Here is a 15,983-nt window from a genome sequence, read left to right on the forward strand (position 1 = left end):
AATGATAGATTCATATGGACGAAGGATAAATTATTTAAGAATATCTGTTACTGAACTTTGTAATTTGAGATGTAAATATTGTATGCCAGAAAAAGGAATAAATAAATGTAGCCATAAGGAAATTTTGAGAATAGAAGAATTTCTTAAAATAGCTAAATCTTTTGTAAATAATGGAATAGATAAGATACGTATAACAGGGGGAGAACCTCTGGTTAGAAAAGGTGTATTAACTTTAATAAAAGGAATATCTAGAATTGAAGGTGTAAAAGATTTAGCAATGACAACTAATGGTCTACTTTTAAAGGAATATGCAAAAGATTTAAAAGAAGCTGGTCTTAATAGAGTTAATATAAGTCTAGATACACTAAATGAAAGTAAATATAAAGAAATAACAAATGGTGGAGATCTTAATAAAGTTCTAGAAGGAATAGAAGAAGCTAAAAAGGTAGGACTTACACCTATAAAGTTAAATGTAGTTTTAGTTAAAGATTTTAATGAAGATGAGATTGAAGATTTTATTAATTTAACTAAAGATCATGAAATAGATGTTAGATTTATAGAGCTGATGCCTATAGGAGATCTTAAATATTGGGCATTAAATAAATATTTATCAAACGATATTGTGTTAGAAAAGAATAAAGAATTGATAAAAATAGAAAATGAGGATAAGTCATCACCAGCAAAATATTATAAGTTACCTAATGGAAAAGGAAGAGTTGGAATTATAAATCCTATTTCATGTAAGTTTTGTGAAAATTGCAATAGGCTTAGATTAACTGCGGATGGAAAAGTTAAAACTTGCCTTCACTCAGATGATGAGATAGATATAGGAAAAGTTTTAAGAAATGGTGAGAATATAGATGATGCAATTGTTGAAATAATAAAAAATAAACCTAAAGAACATAATTTAGAACAAGGTAATTATATAAATAGAACTATGACGGCTATAGGAGGGTAATTATGAAATTCACACATTTTAATGAAGATGGACGAGCTCACATGGTAAATGTTAATGAAAAGAATGACACAAATAGAGTTGCAATAGCAACAGGTAGTATAAAACTGAAAAAAGAAACTGTAGTTTTAATAAAGAATGGAAAAATGAAAAAAGGTGATGTATTATCAGTTGCTCAAGTGGCAGGAATTATGGGTGCAAAAAAGACTTCGGATTTAATACCTATGTGTCATAACATTTTTATAACTGGAGCGGATATTAAATTTGAAATCTTGGAAGATGAAATTAAAATACAGGCGGAAGTATCCACTGTAGGAAAAACGGGAGTTGAAATGGAAGCTCTAACAGCAGTTTCTACAGCGGCACTTACTATATATGATATGTGCAAAGCAGTAGATAAAGAAATGGAAATAGGAAATATAACTCTTATTAAAAAGACTGGTGGAAAAAGTGGAGATTATATTAAAAAATAATAGAATTTATTATTAATAAGGCTATGTTTTTTTTATAGCAATAAATATTGTAGTATAAAGCAAATTTCAATGCCAATTAGCCCTTATACTACAATATTATCGCTTACTTAAAACATATAGTTATCAATAAAAAGTTTAATGAACTTAGGGGGGAATAATTTTATGAGTATAACAGGAAAAGTTGTTGCTGTTAATATTAGCAGCACAAAAGGTGTTATAAAAAAACCTATAGAAAAAGGAATATTTATAGAGGAATTTGGATTAGAAAATGATGCACATGCAGGTAAATGGCATAGACAAGTAAGTTTGTTAGCAAAAGAAAGTATAGAAAAAATGAATAGTTTAGGAGCAAAAGATCTTACATATGGAAATTTTGCAGAGAATATAACTACAGAAGGGATAGTACTTTTTGAATTGCCTGTTGGATCTAGGTTAAAAATAGGTGAAACGTTGCAAGAAGTAACACAAATAGGCAAAGAGTGTCATAAAGGATGCCAAATAAAAAAACTAGTTGGTGATTGTGTTATGCCAAGAGAGGGCATATTTACAAGAGTAATTAAGGGTGGAACAATAAAGCCAGGGGACAAAATAGTAGTTTTATAATATTTTGAATGAATATTAATATTATAGTATAAAGTTCATGGACAGAGGAATTTGTTTTCATAACTCCAAAAATAAATATTAGTCCAATTAATGCATGTTCCCAATCAAAGATTGATGACAAGCAATTAATTGTACAAATATTCATTAGGAGATTATAGAAAACAAATTCCAATGCCAGTTCACCCTTATACGATAATATTAATATTATATTAAAACATAGTATTAGATAGGGGGAATAATAGATGAATAAAATATTAACAAGAAAAAGTATAAAAAATATATGTATTTGTATGATTATTGGTATGTTTTCATTTGGATTAAATGGATGTGCTGCTCAAAAAACTAATGAAAAGTCAGTAACTGTATTTGCAGCAGCTAGTCTTACAGAATGCTTTAATGAGGTTGGAAAAGAAATAAAAAATGACAAAAATATTGATGCTGTATTTAATTTTGCTGGAAGTCAATCATTAGTTACATCAATTGAACAAGGAACTAAAGCTGATGTATTTGCATCTGCTAATATTAAGTATATGGATAAGTTAAAAGAAGAGGATTATGTTTCTGAAAGTGATATATTTGCAGCAAACAACCTTGTATTATGTAAGAACAAGAAGAGTAATGTTGTTATAGATAAATTTGAAGATTTATCTAAGCCTGAAGTTAAAATAATAGCTGGAGATAAATCTGTACCAGTAGGAAATTATTTTCATAAAGCTTTAGATAGTCAATTATCAGATAAAAAAATAAGTCAAGATACTTATACAAATATAATGAATAATATAAAAAGTAATGAATTAGATGTAAAAAGTGTTGTAAGTAAGGTCGCTTTAGGTGAAGGTGATATAGGGATAGTTTATAAAACTGATATAAATGAAAATAATAAACAAGACTTAGACATTATAGAGTTAAAGGAATTTGAAAATTTAAAGGTGCAATATCCTATAGGTGCAATTAATAAATCTGAAAATAGTGAAGTTGCTAAGGAATTTATTGATTATTTAACAAGTGATAAAGGTAAAGAAATATTAAAAAAATATGGATTTAAAGTAGATTAAATATGTTTTGAATGGACAATGGACGATTGACAATTTAGGATGAAATCACTTTGTGATTTCTAAAATATATAGTTTTCAGAAAGCCTGTGGCTTTCAACCACAATTGAGCATTTTCAACTGTCAATTGTCAATTAAAACGTGGTGTAGCCACTTTATTTCGTACCTAAAGGAGAAAATAACAAGTTAAAAATCCACGTAAAATGGACTAGTATTAACTTGTTATTTTTTGACTTATATTATATTTAGGAGAAATTTATGATAGAAAGCAATTGTAGAGAAAGATATATTGTAGATAAACAAAAGTGTAAAATATTTAAAAATCTTAAAATATCAAATTATATATTTTTAATATTAATATTTTTATATGTATGTTTCTTAATAGTGCCTGTAATAGGGTTAATTAAATATTCAGGAATAACAAAATTATTAGAAACTATTAGGAATGTAGATAATATTTATTGTTTAAAATTAAGCATGAAAACGTCATCAATATCAGTATTATTAACATTTGTATTTGGAACGCCTACAGCTTTTTATTTAGCTAAAGTGTCTAAAAATAAAATCACTAAAATTGTAGATATCTTAGTTGAGCTTCCAATAGTGTTACCACCAGCAGTAGTAGGAATAGGATTACTTTTAGCATTTGGAGACAATGGATTTATAGGTAAAATATTTTCAAATTTAGGATACAGTATTACATTTACACCAATAGCAGTAATAATATCTCAATTATTTGTATCTTCTTCACTTTATATAAAGTTTTTAAAAAATTCTATAGAGGATGTACCTAAAGAAATTTTTGAAGTAAGTTATGTATTAGGTGCAAGTAAAATTAAGACTAATATAAAGATAATAATACCTATGCTGAAAAAAACAATAATATCTGCACTTATACTATGTTGGGTAAGAGCTTTAGGAGAGTTTGGTGCTACTTTAATGTTTGCAGGAAATGTTATGAATAAAACAAGAACAATTCCACTTCAAATATATACATATATGCAAACAGACATTAGAATGGCAACAGCATTTGCGGGGATTTTATACGTTTTATCTTTTGCTATGATTTTAATTATTAGAATTTTATTGAGAGATAAAGATTAATATGATTAGCTATGTTTTAAAACCATGTTGATATTGTAGTATAAAGCTCATGGACAGAGGAATTTACTTAAAACATAGTGATTTAATTAGTATATATTTCTAATAAAAAAGTGTAACAAATTCGCTAATATATATTTAGAAGATTATATGTTGTGATAAATAAAAAGAAGAAATAAAATAGATTAAATTTCATTTTATTTCTTCTTTTTTGTAATTATATAAATATTTAAATTCAAAGTATATTAGTATTTTATTTAAGTAAAATGAATTTAATTTAGAGAATATTAATTATAATATATTATTTTTAATTATTTTATAAAAAATAATACGTATTAGTAATAAATAGATCAATTATCTGAAAGTTCTAAATAATGATTTTAATAACATATATTGTATGGTAAACTATAATATGTAAAAGTAAATATTTTACAAGTGGTGGGAGGGGAAATAATGTTAAAGAAAAACAAAAAAATAATTGCTTTACTAATTTCGGTGTCAGTTTTAAGTACATCAGTTGTATTACCTAGTCAAAATACATTTGCTTTAGACAATATAGTTGATTCTATATTAAATGATAGTAAACAAGAAGAAACTAAACAGGATATAACTAATGATAGTACTAATATTACCAAAAATGAAACCGTTAACACAGAGGGAGTTAACACAGGTAAAGAGGAAATAGTAAATAAAGAAGAGTCTAAAAATGATGCGACAATAAAAGATGATCTTAAAGTAGATGAAAAAAATGAGACAAATGAAAATGACAATAAAGATAATTCAGAAAAAAAAGAAGAAAAAGTTGAAAATACAGAAACAGAAAAACCAAAAGATAATATATCAGAAGAAAAACCTATAGGTGATATAACTGAAAAACCAATTGAGGTTCCTGAAGATAAGCCTAATGAAAAGGTAGAAGAAGAAGTTAAAGATGCAGTTAGTGATGCCATAAGTATTGAAGAAGCTAGAAATTTAGAAAAAGGTAAGGAAACTACAGTTTGTGGAGTTGTTTCTTTTAATGATAAAGGTAATACTTTGCATATTCAAGATCAGACTGGAGCAATAGCAATTTATAAGAGTAAAGAATTAAATTTTAAAGAAATAAAAAAAGGTAATTTAGTTAAGGTAACAGGAACAACTGCTGAATTTAATAATTTAAAACAGTTAGAAGTAAAATCTATAGAAGTTATTAATGATAAAGAAGAACTTGAATCAGAAGTTTTAACAATAGCAGATTTAAATACAGGAAAATATACTTCTAAATATATTAAAATAGAAAATGCAGTAGTAGATACTGATAAAAAAACATTAACTCAAGGTAATGATGTTTTAAATGTCTATAGAGATTTTTCAGGAAAAAATTTAAAGACAGGTGATGTTGTAACTGTAGAGGGTACAATGGGGCAATATAAAGATGCGATACAAATATATGTTGACTCATGTAACTTCATTAAAGAAGAACCAACAGAATTTTCAATTAGTCATAGTAGTATCGAAAAAGCCAATAAGAATGAAGATTTAGTAATAGAAGCAGAAACTGTTGCAGGTGAAGCTAACAGTGTAGAACTAAATTATAGAGTTAAAGGTTCAGAAACATTTGCCAAGTTAGATATGACTAAAGGAGAAAATGGAAGATATACAGCTACTATAGTTAAAGAAAAATTAGATTTAAAAGGATTAGAATATTATATATCAGCTAAGTGTGGAGAAAAAGAAGCTAAGACACCTACTTATTCTATAAATGTTACTGATAAAGTTATTAGTGAAATAAGTATAAAAGATGCAAGAAATTTAGAAAGTGGTAAGGAAGCTACAGTTTGTGGAGTTGTTTCTTTTAATGATAGAGGATCTACATTGCATATTCAAGATGAAACAGGAGGGATAGCACTTTCAAATAAAATAAGCAAAGTTCCTTTAAACCATATAAAGAAAGGAGATTTAGTTAAGGTTACAGGCTCAAAAGAAACATTTAATAACTTAGAACAATTACAAGTAACTAAAGTAGAAGTTATTAAACAAAATGAAAAGCTTGAACCACAAGAATTAACAATAGCTGAATTAAACACAGGTAAATATGGATCTAAATACGTTAAGATAGATAATGCTGTTATAGATATTAAAGCTAAGACATTAACTCAAGGTAGTGATGTTTTAAATATATATTATCTTCCAGGTGGATTAAATATAAAAACAGGTGATGTTATAAGTGTAGAAGGTACAATGGGACAATACAAAGATACTATACAAATATATGGTGGTTCATGTACTTTTACGAAGGCACCTGAATTTTCAATTAATCATAAGGCAATTGAAATGGCAGATAAGAATAAAGATTTAGTAATAGATGCAGGAACTATTGCTGGTGATGCTAATAATATGGAATTAAATTATAGAGTTAAAGGTGCAGAAGTATTCACTAAGTTAGAGATGACTAAAGTAGAAAATGGAAAATATACAGCTACTATAGCTAAAGAAAAATTAGATTTACAAGGACTAGAATATTATATATCAGCTAAGTGTGGAGAGAAGGAAGCTAAAACAGATACTTATTCTGTAAGAGTTGTTAATGGCGATTTTAAACCTATAGACTTTTATGATTTACAACCAGCAGAAAATGCTAGAGTTGATATGGAAACGCTTACTTCAATAAAAGCTTCATTTAAATCTGAAGGTAGTATAAATAAAGATTCTATTAAAGTATTTGTAGATGATAAGGATGTAACCACAAGTTCAAAAATAATAGAAACATCTATTGAATATACTCCAACTGAAAAATTAAAATCTGGTACTCATAAAGTGAAAATAGAAGTTAGTGACAACTTAGGTAATATAACAACTAAAGAATGGTCATTTAGAGTAGCAGCTAGTGGAGAAATGAAACATTTATTTGGACAACTTCATGCACATACTGATATTTCAGATGGAAAAGGTTCATTAGATGAGGCTTATAAATGGGTAAAGAAAAATGGAGCTGATTATTATGCAGTAACAGACCACTCAAACTGGTTTGATAATGATACATCAGCAAATCTTGCAGATGGTTCAAAAAGTGAAAAGTGGGTAAATGCTCATAAAATAGCTGATGAATATAATAAAGATGATAACTTTACTGCAATTTATGGATATGAAATGACTTGGTCAGGTTCTACTGGTGGTTGGGGGCATATAAATACTTTTAATACACCAGGATTTGAGACAAGAACTAATAAAGAGATGGATTTACAAAATTACTATAAAACTATCCAAACACAACCTCAATCAATATCACAATTAAATCATCCAGGTAAAACTTTTGGTGATTTTGCTGACTTTGCTTTTTATAGTGAAGGTGCAGATAAATATGTGAACTTAATTGAAGTAGGAAATGGTGAAGGTCCAATAAGAGGATCAGGATATTTTCCAAGCTATGAATATTATACTAGAGCATTAGATAAGGGGTGGCATGTTGCACCAACTAATAACCAAGATAACCATAAAATGAATTGGTACACATCTAATAATGCAAGAACTGTAATTATTGCCGATGATAATTCAAGAGAATCTATATATGATGCTCTTAGAGAAAAAAGAGTATATGCTTCAGAAGATACTGATATGACAATAGATTATACTGTAAATGATGAAGTTATGGGAAGTTCTATAGGAGAAACAGATAAACTTAATTTTAAAATAAAAGCAAATGATCCTACTGATAAAATAAAGAAAGTTTCAATAATAGCTAATGGTGGAGTTGAGGTTACATCTAAGGACTTTAATTCTAAAGATGTAGATTGGAATTTTGAATTATCTCCAGAATATAGCTATTATTATGTAAAAGTTGAAGAAGCAGATAAGGATTTAGCTGTTACTGCACCAGTTTGGGTTGGAGATGCTGTAAATGTAGGATTAACAAATGCAACTGTTGATAATGATATGACTTTCCCTAATGAAAATGTGGGAATAAATGTTGGTGTTTACAATAACAGCGAGAATGATTTAGACGATGTAAAAATAGAATTCTTTAAAAATGAGATCTCTGAAAATAATAAAATAGGAGAATCTAAAATTGATAAAGTAAAAGGAGCAGAAACTAAAAATACAACATTTAATTGGAAAGCAGACAAAGAAGGAGATTATACAATTTATGCTAAGACTACAATAAACCTAGGCAAAAAAGAAAAATCATTTACTACAAGTGTTAAAGTTAAGGTTGTGAATCCTAAAAATTCTTATAAGATTTTAGTTGATGGTGCACATTACAATCAATATATAACAGGTGATTATGCAGGAAAATATACAGCATTTAAAAACCTTTTAAAAGATAGTAATGGAATTACAGTGGTAAATAAAGAACCTATAACTGATAAAACTCTTAAAGGTGTTAAGATATTAGTTCTTACAAATCCTCAAAGCGTTGATAATTCAAAAGCAAGTTTGAAACCAAGCAAATTTGAACAAAGCGAAATAGATGCAATTAAGAGATATGTAGAAAATGGAGGTAATTTAATTTTATCAACTAGAGCTGACTATAAGGATGGAAAAGGTGAATACAGCAATAATAGTCAAATGAACCCTATATTAGAGGCAATAGGCAGTGATTTAAGAGTAAATGATGATGAAGTAATTGATGCAACAAATAATGGTGGTCAAGAGTATAGATTATATTTAACAAAATATGACTCACCAAAATATGATTTAGTTAAAGGAATAGAGGATGGAAAAGATCAATACAGTTTTTATAATGGGGCTTCAGTGATCCTTAAAGATGGTTCAGAAGGAGAAAATGTAGACTTCTTAGTAAAAGGACATGATACTACAACAACTAAGGATGCAGATGGACAAAATGATAATACTCCAGTAAAAATGGGAGAAGTAAATACTGTAGGTGCTGAAATGTTGCCAGGTGGCGGTAAGGTTGTTGTTGCAGGTAGCACATTCTTCTCAGATTTTGAGATTGATGGAACTAATGGAGAGAAATATTCAAATATAAAACTTACTGATAATATCATAAATTGGATGGTACCTGCTAAAGAAACTAAGCTTGTTAAATTAGGAGATATCAGAAAAGATTCTAATAAAGATGGAAAACCAGATTTATATGGACAAACAGTTACAGTTGAAGGATATGTAACTTCTCAATCTGAAGCAGTAGAGCCTAAAAATTCATTCTTTGAAGTTGTTTATATTCAAGATGAAACTGGCGGAGCTTGTGTATTTGGTGTATCTAGCACTAAATTAAAAGTTGGTCAAAAAGTTAGAATAACAGGAACAATTGATGATTATCAAGGAGAATTAGAGCTTGCATTAGCAGATAGAAATTCAGGAACTAAAGTGAATAATATTGAAGCTAAGAATGTTAAATTAATAGATGAAGATATCACTAAAGTAGAAGCAACTAAACTTTCAACAGGAGACAGTATGTTACCTATTAATGGTGGAAAACTTGTTAAGGTACAAGGTAAAGTTGAAAAAATGGATAGTCAAAACCTATATATTAATGATGGTACAGGCATATCAAGAGTATATGTTGAAGGATATATATGGGATGGAATTAATCAAAAAATTAAAGGTAAATGGGATTCAAGAATTAAAGTTGGAGATGAAGTATCAGCAATTGGATTAGCATCATGGGATCCAGAAGGAGGAAGATTAAGAGTTAGAAATACTGGTGAAATAAGATTAGCGTCAGAAGAAAAAGCTGAAGAAGAAAAGACAGTAACTAAGCATTGGGAAAATAATAACTGGACAAGAAAGAGATAGATTTTTTAATACACAATGATTTAAGGAAGTAGTTATATCAACTATAGCTAAAGAATTAAGAAATATACTATGACATAAAGGATATCTAATAATAAGTGCATGTTTTGAAAACGTATTAATATCATAGCGTAAAGTTTAGTGTAATGTTAGATTTTAACTAGATTGCAATATAAACAGTTAATTGAAATATATTAATGATAAAGATATGTTTTGGGATATCCTTTATGTAAAAATAAGGAGCGTTTTCTGTGGAGATTAAAAGGTATAAAAGTGATATTTTATTTATAGTAGTTACAATACTTTTAGGATTGATAATTGTATTTTCTTCAAAATTCATATTTAATGGTGGTTTTGTAGAGGACAAATTAAACAGGGGGGTAAAGTATTATAAAGCAGAAGTAGTAGCAATAGATAAGGAAAAACTTCAAAAGGACAAGTATATAGATGATATAGAATTAGGATATCAACAGATAAAGTTAAAGGTTTTAGATGGGCCATATATAAATCAAGAATTTAATGTAGTTAATAATATAAGCAGATTATATAATACAAAAGTTAAACAAGGTAGCGAAGTTATTGCAGCATTGTATTTTAAAGACGGAGAGATAAATGATATTTCAATATCTAGCTTTAAAAGAAGTCAGGTAATTATAACAATGGGAGTGTTATTTTTAATGGCAATACTTTTGGTTGGAGGATTTAGAGGTTTAAAGGCAATAGTATCATTAATCTTTACAATAGTTTGTGTTATATACTTAATGTTACCTCTTATGCTTAGAGGAATAAGTCCTATATGGGCATCAATTATAGTAGTAGCTATAAGTACGGCAATTACATTAATTTTAGTTGCAGGGATAAATAAAAAAAGTCTTGTAGCAATATCTGGAACTTTAATAGGAGTAATAATAGCTGGAATTCTTGCTTATGCATTTGGAGTTTGGGGAAACCTTTCAGGAATAAATATGTCAGATGCAGAAAGCATAATGTATATATCTGAAAATACTGGTCTTAAGATAAAAGGAATAATGTTTGCAGGAATATTAATATCAGCTTTAGGTGCTGTAATGGATGTAGCTATGTCAATATCTTCATCTATCTTTGAAATACATTCATTAAATAAAAATATGTCTATAAGAGATTTGTTTAAAAGTGGAATGAATATAGGTAAAGATATAATAGGAACAATGGCAAATACATTAATTTTAGCTTTTGCAGGAGGCTCTTTAAATATATTAATATTAATCTATTGCTCTAATATGAGTGCAAATAGATTACTTAATTTAGATATAATAGGAACCGAATTAATTCAAGGCTTAGCAGGAAGTACAGGAATTATATTAACAGTACCTGTTACAGCTTTAATTGCTTCATATTTAAGTAAACGTAAAAATGGAAATAGAACTAGAATAAAAAATAAAAAGAAATTTAAAGTAATAAAAAATGAAAATAGATAATTTAAGTGTTAATTTGAATATTAGGTAATAGAATCTTTTAAGTTACTCAAAAATAAGGTTTAGTTTTAATTGATATTTTATATGCACAAAATTATAAAATTTATAAATTTACAATGTATTTTGGATAATCGTGAATTAAAGTACGGACAAGTTAATTTAATTTAAAACCGTAATAAAATATCAGTTAATAATGAAAGGGGTAGGTTTTATAATGAAAAGCGTTAAGTTAAAGAAAATTGCAGCAACAGTTGTGGCAATGGCTGTGATTATTTCTACATCACCGATGGGTGTATCAGCAGCATGGAAACAAGATTCAAATAATAATTGGAAATATGAAGATGGTGATAATTTAGCTACTGGTTGGAAAATGATTGATGGTAAATGGTATAAATTTAATGAATCAGGAAATATGCAAACAGGCTGGATAAATGATAATGGTAAATGGTATTATGCATTACAAAATGGAGAAATGAAGACTGGTTGGATAAATGACAATGGAGCGTGGTATTATACAACACCAAGTGGGGAGATGAAAACAGGTTGGATAAATGATAATGGAAAATGGTATTACTCATCACAAAATGGAGCGATACAAACAGGTTGGGTAAATGACAATGGGACTTGGTATTACACATCATCAAGTGGAGAAATGAAAACAGGATGGGTAAATGATAATGGAACTTGGTACTATACAGCTTCAAATGGAGCAATGCAAATAGGTGTTGTTGAAGTTGAAAATAAAGTATATTCGTTATCTCAAAATGGAGCAATGCAAACAGGTAATGTTATGATTAATGGAGAAGTTTATAATTTCTCACCAACTGGTGAATGTGTAGGAGATAAAACACCAACTCCTACTAAAGCATTTACTCAATCAGGACAAACTGTAAATAAAGAAGAAACTAATAACAATAAAAATAATAATTCTGGTGATGTAAAAGACAATACAAAAGCTACTGATACTGATAGTTCTAAATCATCTTCATCAAGTGGTTCAAAAAAACATCATAATAACTCGGGTTCATCAGAGTCAAAAGAAGTTATGTCCAAGTTAAATATAACAAATAATGATATTTCATTTGATTATAATGTAGATACTAATACTGAATATAATATCAACTGTGAAATTTATAATGAAAATAATAAAATAATAGATACTATAAAATGGGACAAGGTTGATAATAAAAATGGTTCACAATGTAGTATTCGTATAACAGATATATTAGGAGAGATGAACGAAAATAGTTATATTATTTCAAAAATTACTCCTAAAAAAGGAAATTCAGCAAAAATAACATCTCCTAAAATGCAAGTTTTAAGTAGTAAAGAGATGAATTTAGATTTAGCGAATATTAATGCAAAGGTTGAAAATGCAGATAATTCTTATAAATTAACATTAACAAATACTGAAGATTTCTTACCAGGAACTTATGTAGTATATGGACATGAAAGCAAAGATAGTGCATATGTAGCAACTACTTATTGCCCAGGAAATGTAAAAATATTAGAATTTAATGGATTAAATTATAGATGGGCAAATGGAGAAGTTTCAAAATTAAAACTTGTAAGAATTCATGAAGCAAAACAAGATAGTAATGGAGCAGGTTCTTGCGAAGTTGAATTTACTAATAATTTTGATTTAAGAAAATAATTATATATTAAGCTATGTTTTAAAACAGTATTAATATTATAGTGTAAAGCTCATGGACAGAGGAATTTACTTTAAGAACTCTAAAATAAAGCTTAGTTCAATTAATGCATGCTCCCAATCAAAGATTGTTGACAAGCAATTAATTATAAAACTAAAAGGAAACTCGACTCATGTACATTCGCTGAGTAAGTTCGAGTATCAAAATATAAAATTTTGACTCTCACTTAAGAGTTCTAAAAAGCAAATTCCAATGCCAGTTCGCCCTTACACTAAAATATTACTATTTACTTAAAACATAGCTTTTGTTTCTGCACAGAACTATGTTCTCTCTCTAAACTGAAATTATAGAATTTCAATCATTTTATTTAATATTCTAGTTGAATTTTTAACTGCAATAGGGATAAATTTCTCATAATCTATATGAGCTCCATTGTTAGCATTATCAGATATAGATCTAATAACAACAAAAGGAATTGAATTTAAGTAACATACTTGAGCAATACTAGCTCCTTCCATTTCACAAGAAATAGCTCCAAATTCTTTTTCAAGCCATTGAATCTTTTCTAAATTTGCAACAAATTGGTCTCCAGAAACAATTCTTCCTGTAAAGCTATTTAATTCAGTGATTTCTTCACAAGCTTTTTTTGCAGCAGATACCATATCTTTATCACATTTAAAATCAAATGTATCAAGCCTTGGGATTTGACCGATTTTATCTCCAAATACTGAAGTGTCCATATCATGTTGTACTAAATTTTCAGCAACAACAATATCACCAGGGTAGATATCTTTACCTATTCCACCAGCAACACCAACGTTTATTATTTTATCAACACCATATTCAGAAATTAATATTTGTGTACACACAGCTGAATTTACTTTACCAATACCACAGACAACAGCTACAACACTTTTTCCAGCTAAACTCCCTTTATGAAAAGTCATGTTAGCCTTTGTCTTTTTTTCTTCAAGTGATAAATCTTTTAATAATATTTCTAATTCTTCTGCCATAGCAGCAATTATTCCAATAGTCATGATCTTAAAAATCCTCCTAAGTAAAAGTTTTGTGTTTTAAAACTTTATTAATATTATAGTATAAAGCTCATAGACAGAATTAAAATAGGAAACTTGACTCATTACATTCGTCCAGTAAGTTCGAGGAACAAAATATAAAATTTTGACTCTCACTTAAGAACTCTAAAATAAAGATTCGTCCAATTAATGCATGTTCCCAATCGAAGATTGCTGACAAGTAATTAATTTGACTAATCTTCATTAAGGGTTCTAAAAAGTAAATTCCAATGTCAATTCGCCCTTATACTATAATATTAACATTCAATTAAAACATAGTATTAATTGAATATATAATGCTTTATATTTATACTCTATTTTAATAGTATTCTAATATTAGTTTTAAAATATATCTTAAATTTATTGAAACATAATATTATTTAAAATACAGAATAAATTCAATATTAATTTATAATTAATATTATAAATTAATGCTTATAATATTAATAGTCTATTTTAGGTACATTCACAAAAATAACAAGTTAATATACATCTCATCTTGGACTTGTTATTTTCTTTTATGTATCTTATAATGTTGATAAAAAAACTATGATATAATAATTAATAATTTTAAAACATATATAAAATATAGTATATATAGGAGGAAATTTTATATGTTACAACATTCCTTATCAAGAACGGAACTTTTAATTGGTAAAGATGGATTAGATAAATTAAGAAAAAGTAAGGTAGTTATTTTTGGTGTTGGTGGGGTAGGAAGTTTTACTGTTGAAGCATTAGCTAGAGCAGGAGTTGGAAACTTAGTATTAATAGATGATGACACTGTATGTTTAACTAATTTAAATAGACAAATACATGCTACATATAATACTATAAGCAAATCTAAGGTTGAGGTAATGAAGGAAAGGATTCTTTCTATAAATAAGGATTGTAATGTTATTACTCATCAAGTATTTGTAACATTAGATAATATTAAAAAATTGATTCCAGATGATACTAATTATGTCGTTGATGCAATAGATACTGTTACTGCAAAACTAGGTCTTGTGGAACATTGTTATAAGAATAATATAAAAATAATGAGTTCTATGGGTACTGGTAATAAATTAGATCCAACACAATTTAAAGTAACAGATGTATTTAAAACAAAGGTATGCCCTTTAGCAAAGGTTATGAGACATGAACTTCGTAAAAGAGGAATAGATAAATTAAAGGTAGTATACTCAGGAGAAATACCTAGAAAACCTCAAGTTGAAGATGTTGTTACTTGCAAAACTGGTTGCGTATGCACAGGAGGAACTAAAAAGTGTGCAGAAAAAAGACAAATACCAGGAAGTATCTCATTTGTACCACCAGTAGCAGGAATGATAATTGGGGGAGAAGTAATAAGAGATATTTTAGAGATTAAATAAATTATATTGATATTTAGGATAAAGCTTACTGGACAGAGGAATTTTAAGTATAAAAATAGAGCTTGTATTACAATAATATCTATAAATGAAATAGATTTGACAAAACATAGTATAAATATTCAGCTAAAATCGAGGGAATCCACAATATATTGAAAATGGATAAAAGTTATCCACAACATGTTGTGGATTTTGTGCATAAGTATTAATTGCTATAGTTATAGGATTTGCAATTAGAATTTTATTGTAAATTAACATAAATATGCTATAATTAATAGTGGAAATTATATTTTATATAAAAATTTTACAAAAATATATATTTATGCTCTTACTTAGAAAAAAATTAGAAAAATTTTTTAATTAACTATAAAGTAAATAATTGTTGTTACGATAATAGAAACATAGGATAATTCAGGAAGAATTTTATAGTCTCAGGAAGAGGCTTGTCTTTAAAAATAACAGGATGTTATTTTACTTTAAATATTAGCTTAAAAATTGTAAAGAATACAATAAT

Annotated in this window: 10 protein-coding genes; 9 read left to right on the plus strand and 1 reads right to left on the minus strand. The window is 27.6% G+C overall.

Translation table 11 applies throughout. The features are described from left to right. Position 1: 1 nt before the first annotated feature. The 8 genes from moaA to KYD98_RS15835 all read left to right on the plus strand — a co-directional run bounded on the left by moaA (position 2) and on the right by KYD98_RS15835 (position 13,028). Positions 2 to 958 (plus strand): GTP 3',8-cyclase MoaA, encoded by a 957-nt coding sequence (moaA, locus tag KYD98_RS15800; RefSeq protein ID WP_219781013.1) that lies wholly within the window; start codon positions 2 to 4, stop codon positions 956 to 958. A 2-nt stretch (positions 959 to 960) separates the two neighbouring features. After that, the gene (gene moaC / locus KYD98_RS15805) at positions 961 to 1,428 is read left to right on the plus strand and encodes a cyclic pyranopterin monophosphate synthase MoaC (protein WP_219781014.1); all 468 of its coding nucleotides are present in this window, start codon (positions 961 to 963) and stop codon (positions 1,426 to 1,428) included. 162 nt (positions 1,429 to 1,590) lie between these two features. Continuing rightward, positions 1,591 to 2,031 (plus strand): MOSC domain-containing protein, encoded by a 441-nt coding sequence (locus KYD98_RS15810; protein WP_219781015.1) that lies wholly within the window; start codon positions 1,591 to 1,593, stop codon positions 2,029 to 2,031. Positions 2,032 to 2,273: 242 nt separating this feature from the next. Continuing rightward, a complete protein-coding gene (gene modA, locus KYD98_RS15815; RefSeq protein ID WP_219781016.1) occupies positions 2,274 to 3,086 on the plus strand; it encodes a molybdate ABC transporter substrate-binding protein in 813 nt (270 codons plus the stop codon). A gap of 255 nt (positions 3,087 to 3,341) precedes the next feature. After that, entirely contained in the window at positions 3,342 to 4,187 is an 846-nt protein-coding gene (locus KYD98_RS15820; RefSeq protein WP_219781017.1) for an ABC transporter permease, read from the plus strand. Positions 4,188 to 4,637: 450 nt separating this feature from the next. Further along, positions 4,638 to 9,923: a CehA/McbA family metallohydrolase gene (locus KYD98_RS15825; protein WP_258049871.1), complete on the plus strand. Its 5,286-nt coding sequence runs from the start codon at positions 4,638 to 4,640 to the stop codon at positions 9,921 to 9,923. 248 nt (positions 9,924 to 10,171) lie between these two features. Beyond that, complete coding sequence (locus tag KYD98_RS15830) at positions 10,172 to 11,377, plus strand: YibE/F family protein (RefSeq protein WP_219781018.1); 1,206 nt, start codon at positions 10,172 to 10,174, stop codon at positions 11,375 to 11,377. A gap of 211 nt (positions 11,378 to 11,588) precedes the next feature. Next, positions 11,589 to 13,028: a cell wall-binding repeat-containing protein gene (locus KYD98_RS15835; protein ID WP_219781019.1), complete on the plus strand. Its 1,440-nt coding sequence runs from the start codon at positions 11,589 to 11,591 to the stop codon at positions 13,026 to 13,028. 342 nt (positions 13,029 to 13,370) lie between these two features. Here KYD98_RS15835 and KYD98_RS15840 read toward each other — a convergent pair whose 3' ends face one another. Beyond that, complete coding sequence (locus KYD98_RS15840) at positions 13,371 to 14,063, minus strand: 5'-methylthioadenosine/adenosylhomocysteine nucleosidase (RefSeq protein ID WP_219781020.1); 693 nt, start codon at positions 14,061 to 14,063, stop codon at positions 13,371 to 13,373. 650 nt (positions 14,064 to 14,713) lie between these two features. Between KYD98_RS15840 and KYD98_RS15845 the strand changes: the two genes are divergently transcribed. After that, positions 14,714 to 15,472 (plus strand): tRNA threonylcarbamoyladenosine dehydratase, encoded by a 759-nt coding sequence (locus tag KYD98_RS15845; protein WP_219781021.1) that lies wholly within the window; start codon positions 14,714 to 14,716, stop codon positions 15,470 to 15,472. The last annotated feature ends 511 nt before the right edge of the window (positions 15,473 to 15,983 follow it).

It is taken from the genome of Clostridium weizhouense (assembly GCF_019431045.1).
Classification (GTDB): domain Bacteria; phylum Bacillota; class Clostridia; order Clostridiales; family Clostridiaceae; genus Clostridium; species Clostridium weizhouense.

Bases quoted from the DNA above. Each gene is read 5' to 3' on its own strand.
- moaA (WP_219781013.1), top strand. From the start codon at position 2: ATGATAGATTCATATGGACGAAGGATAAATTATTTAAGAATATCTGTT.
- moaC (WP_219781014.1), top strand. From the start codon at position 961: ATGAAATTCACACATTTTAATGAAGATGGACGAGCTCACATGGTAAAT.
- KYD98_RS15810 (WP_219781015.1), top strand. From the start codon at position 1,591: ATGAGTATAACAGGAAAAGTTGTTGCTGTTAATATTAGCAGCACAAAA.
- modA (WP_219781016.1), top strand. From the start codon at position 2,274: ATGAATAAAATATTAACAAGAAAAAGTATAAAAAATATATGTATTTGT.
- KYD98_RS15820 (WP_219781017.1), top strand. From the start codon at position 3,342: ATGATAGAAAGCAATTGTAGAGAAAGATATATTGTAGATAAACAAAAG.
- KYD98_RS15825 (WP_258049871.1), top strand. From the start codon at position 4,638: ATGTTAAAGAAAAACAAAAAAATAATTGCTTTACTAATTTCGGTGTCA.
- KYD98_RS15835 (WP_219781019.1), top strand. From the start codon at position 11,589: ATGAAAAGCGTTAAGTTAAAGAAAATTGCAGCAACAGTTGTGGCAATG.
- KYD98_RS15840 (WP_219781020.1), bottom strand. From the start codon at position 14,063: ATGACTATTGGAATAATTGCTGCTATGGCAGAAGAATTAGAAATATTA.
- KYD98_RS15845 (WP_219781021.1), top strand. From the start codon at position 14,714: ATGTTACAACATTCCTTATCAAGAACGGAACTTTTAATTGGTAAAGAT.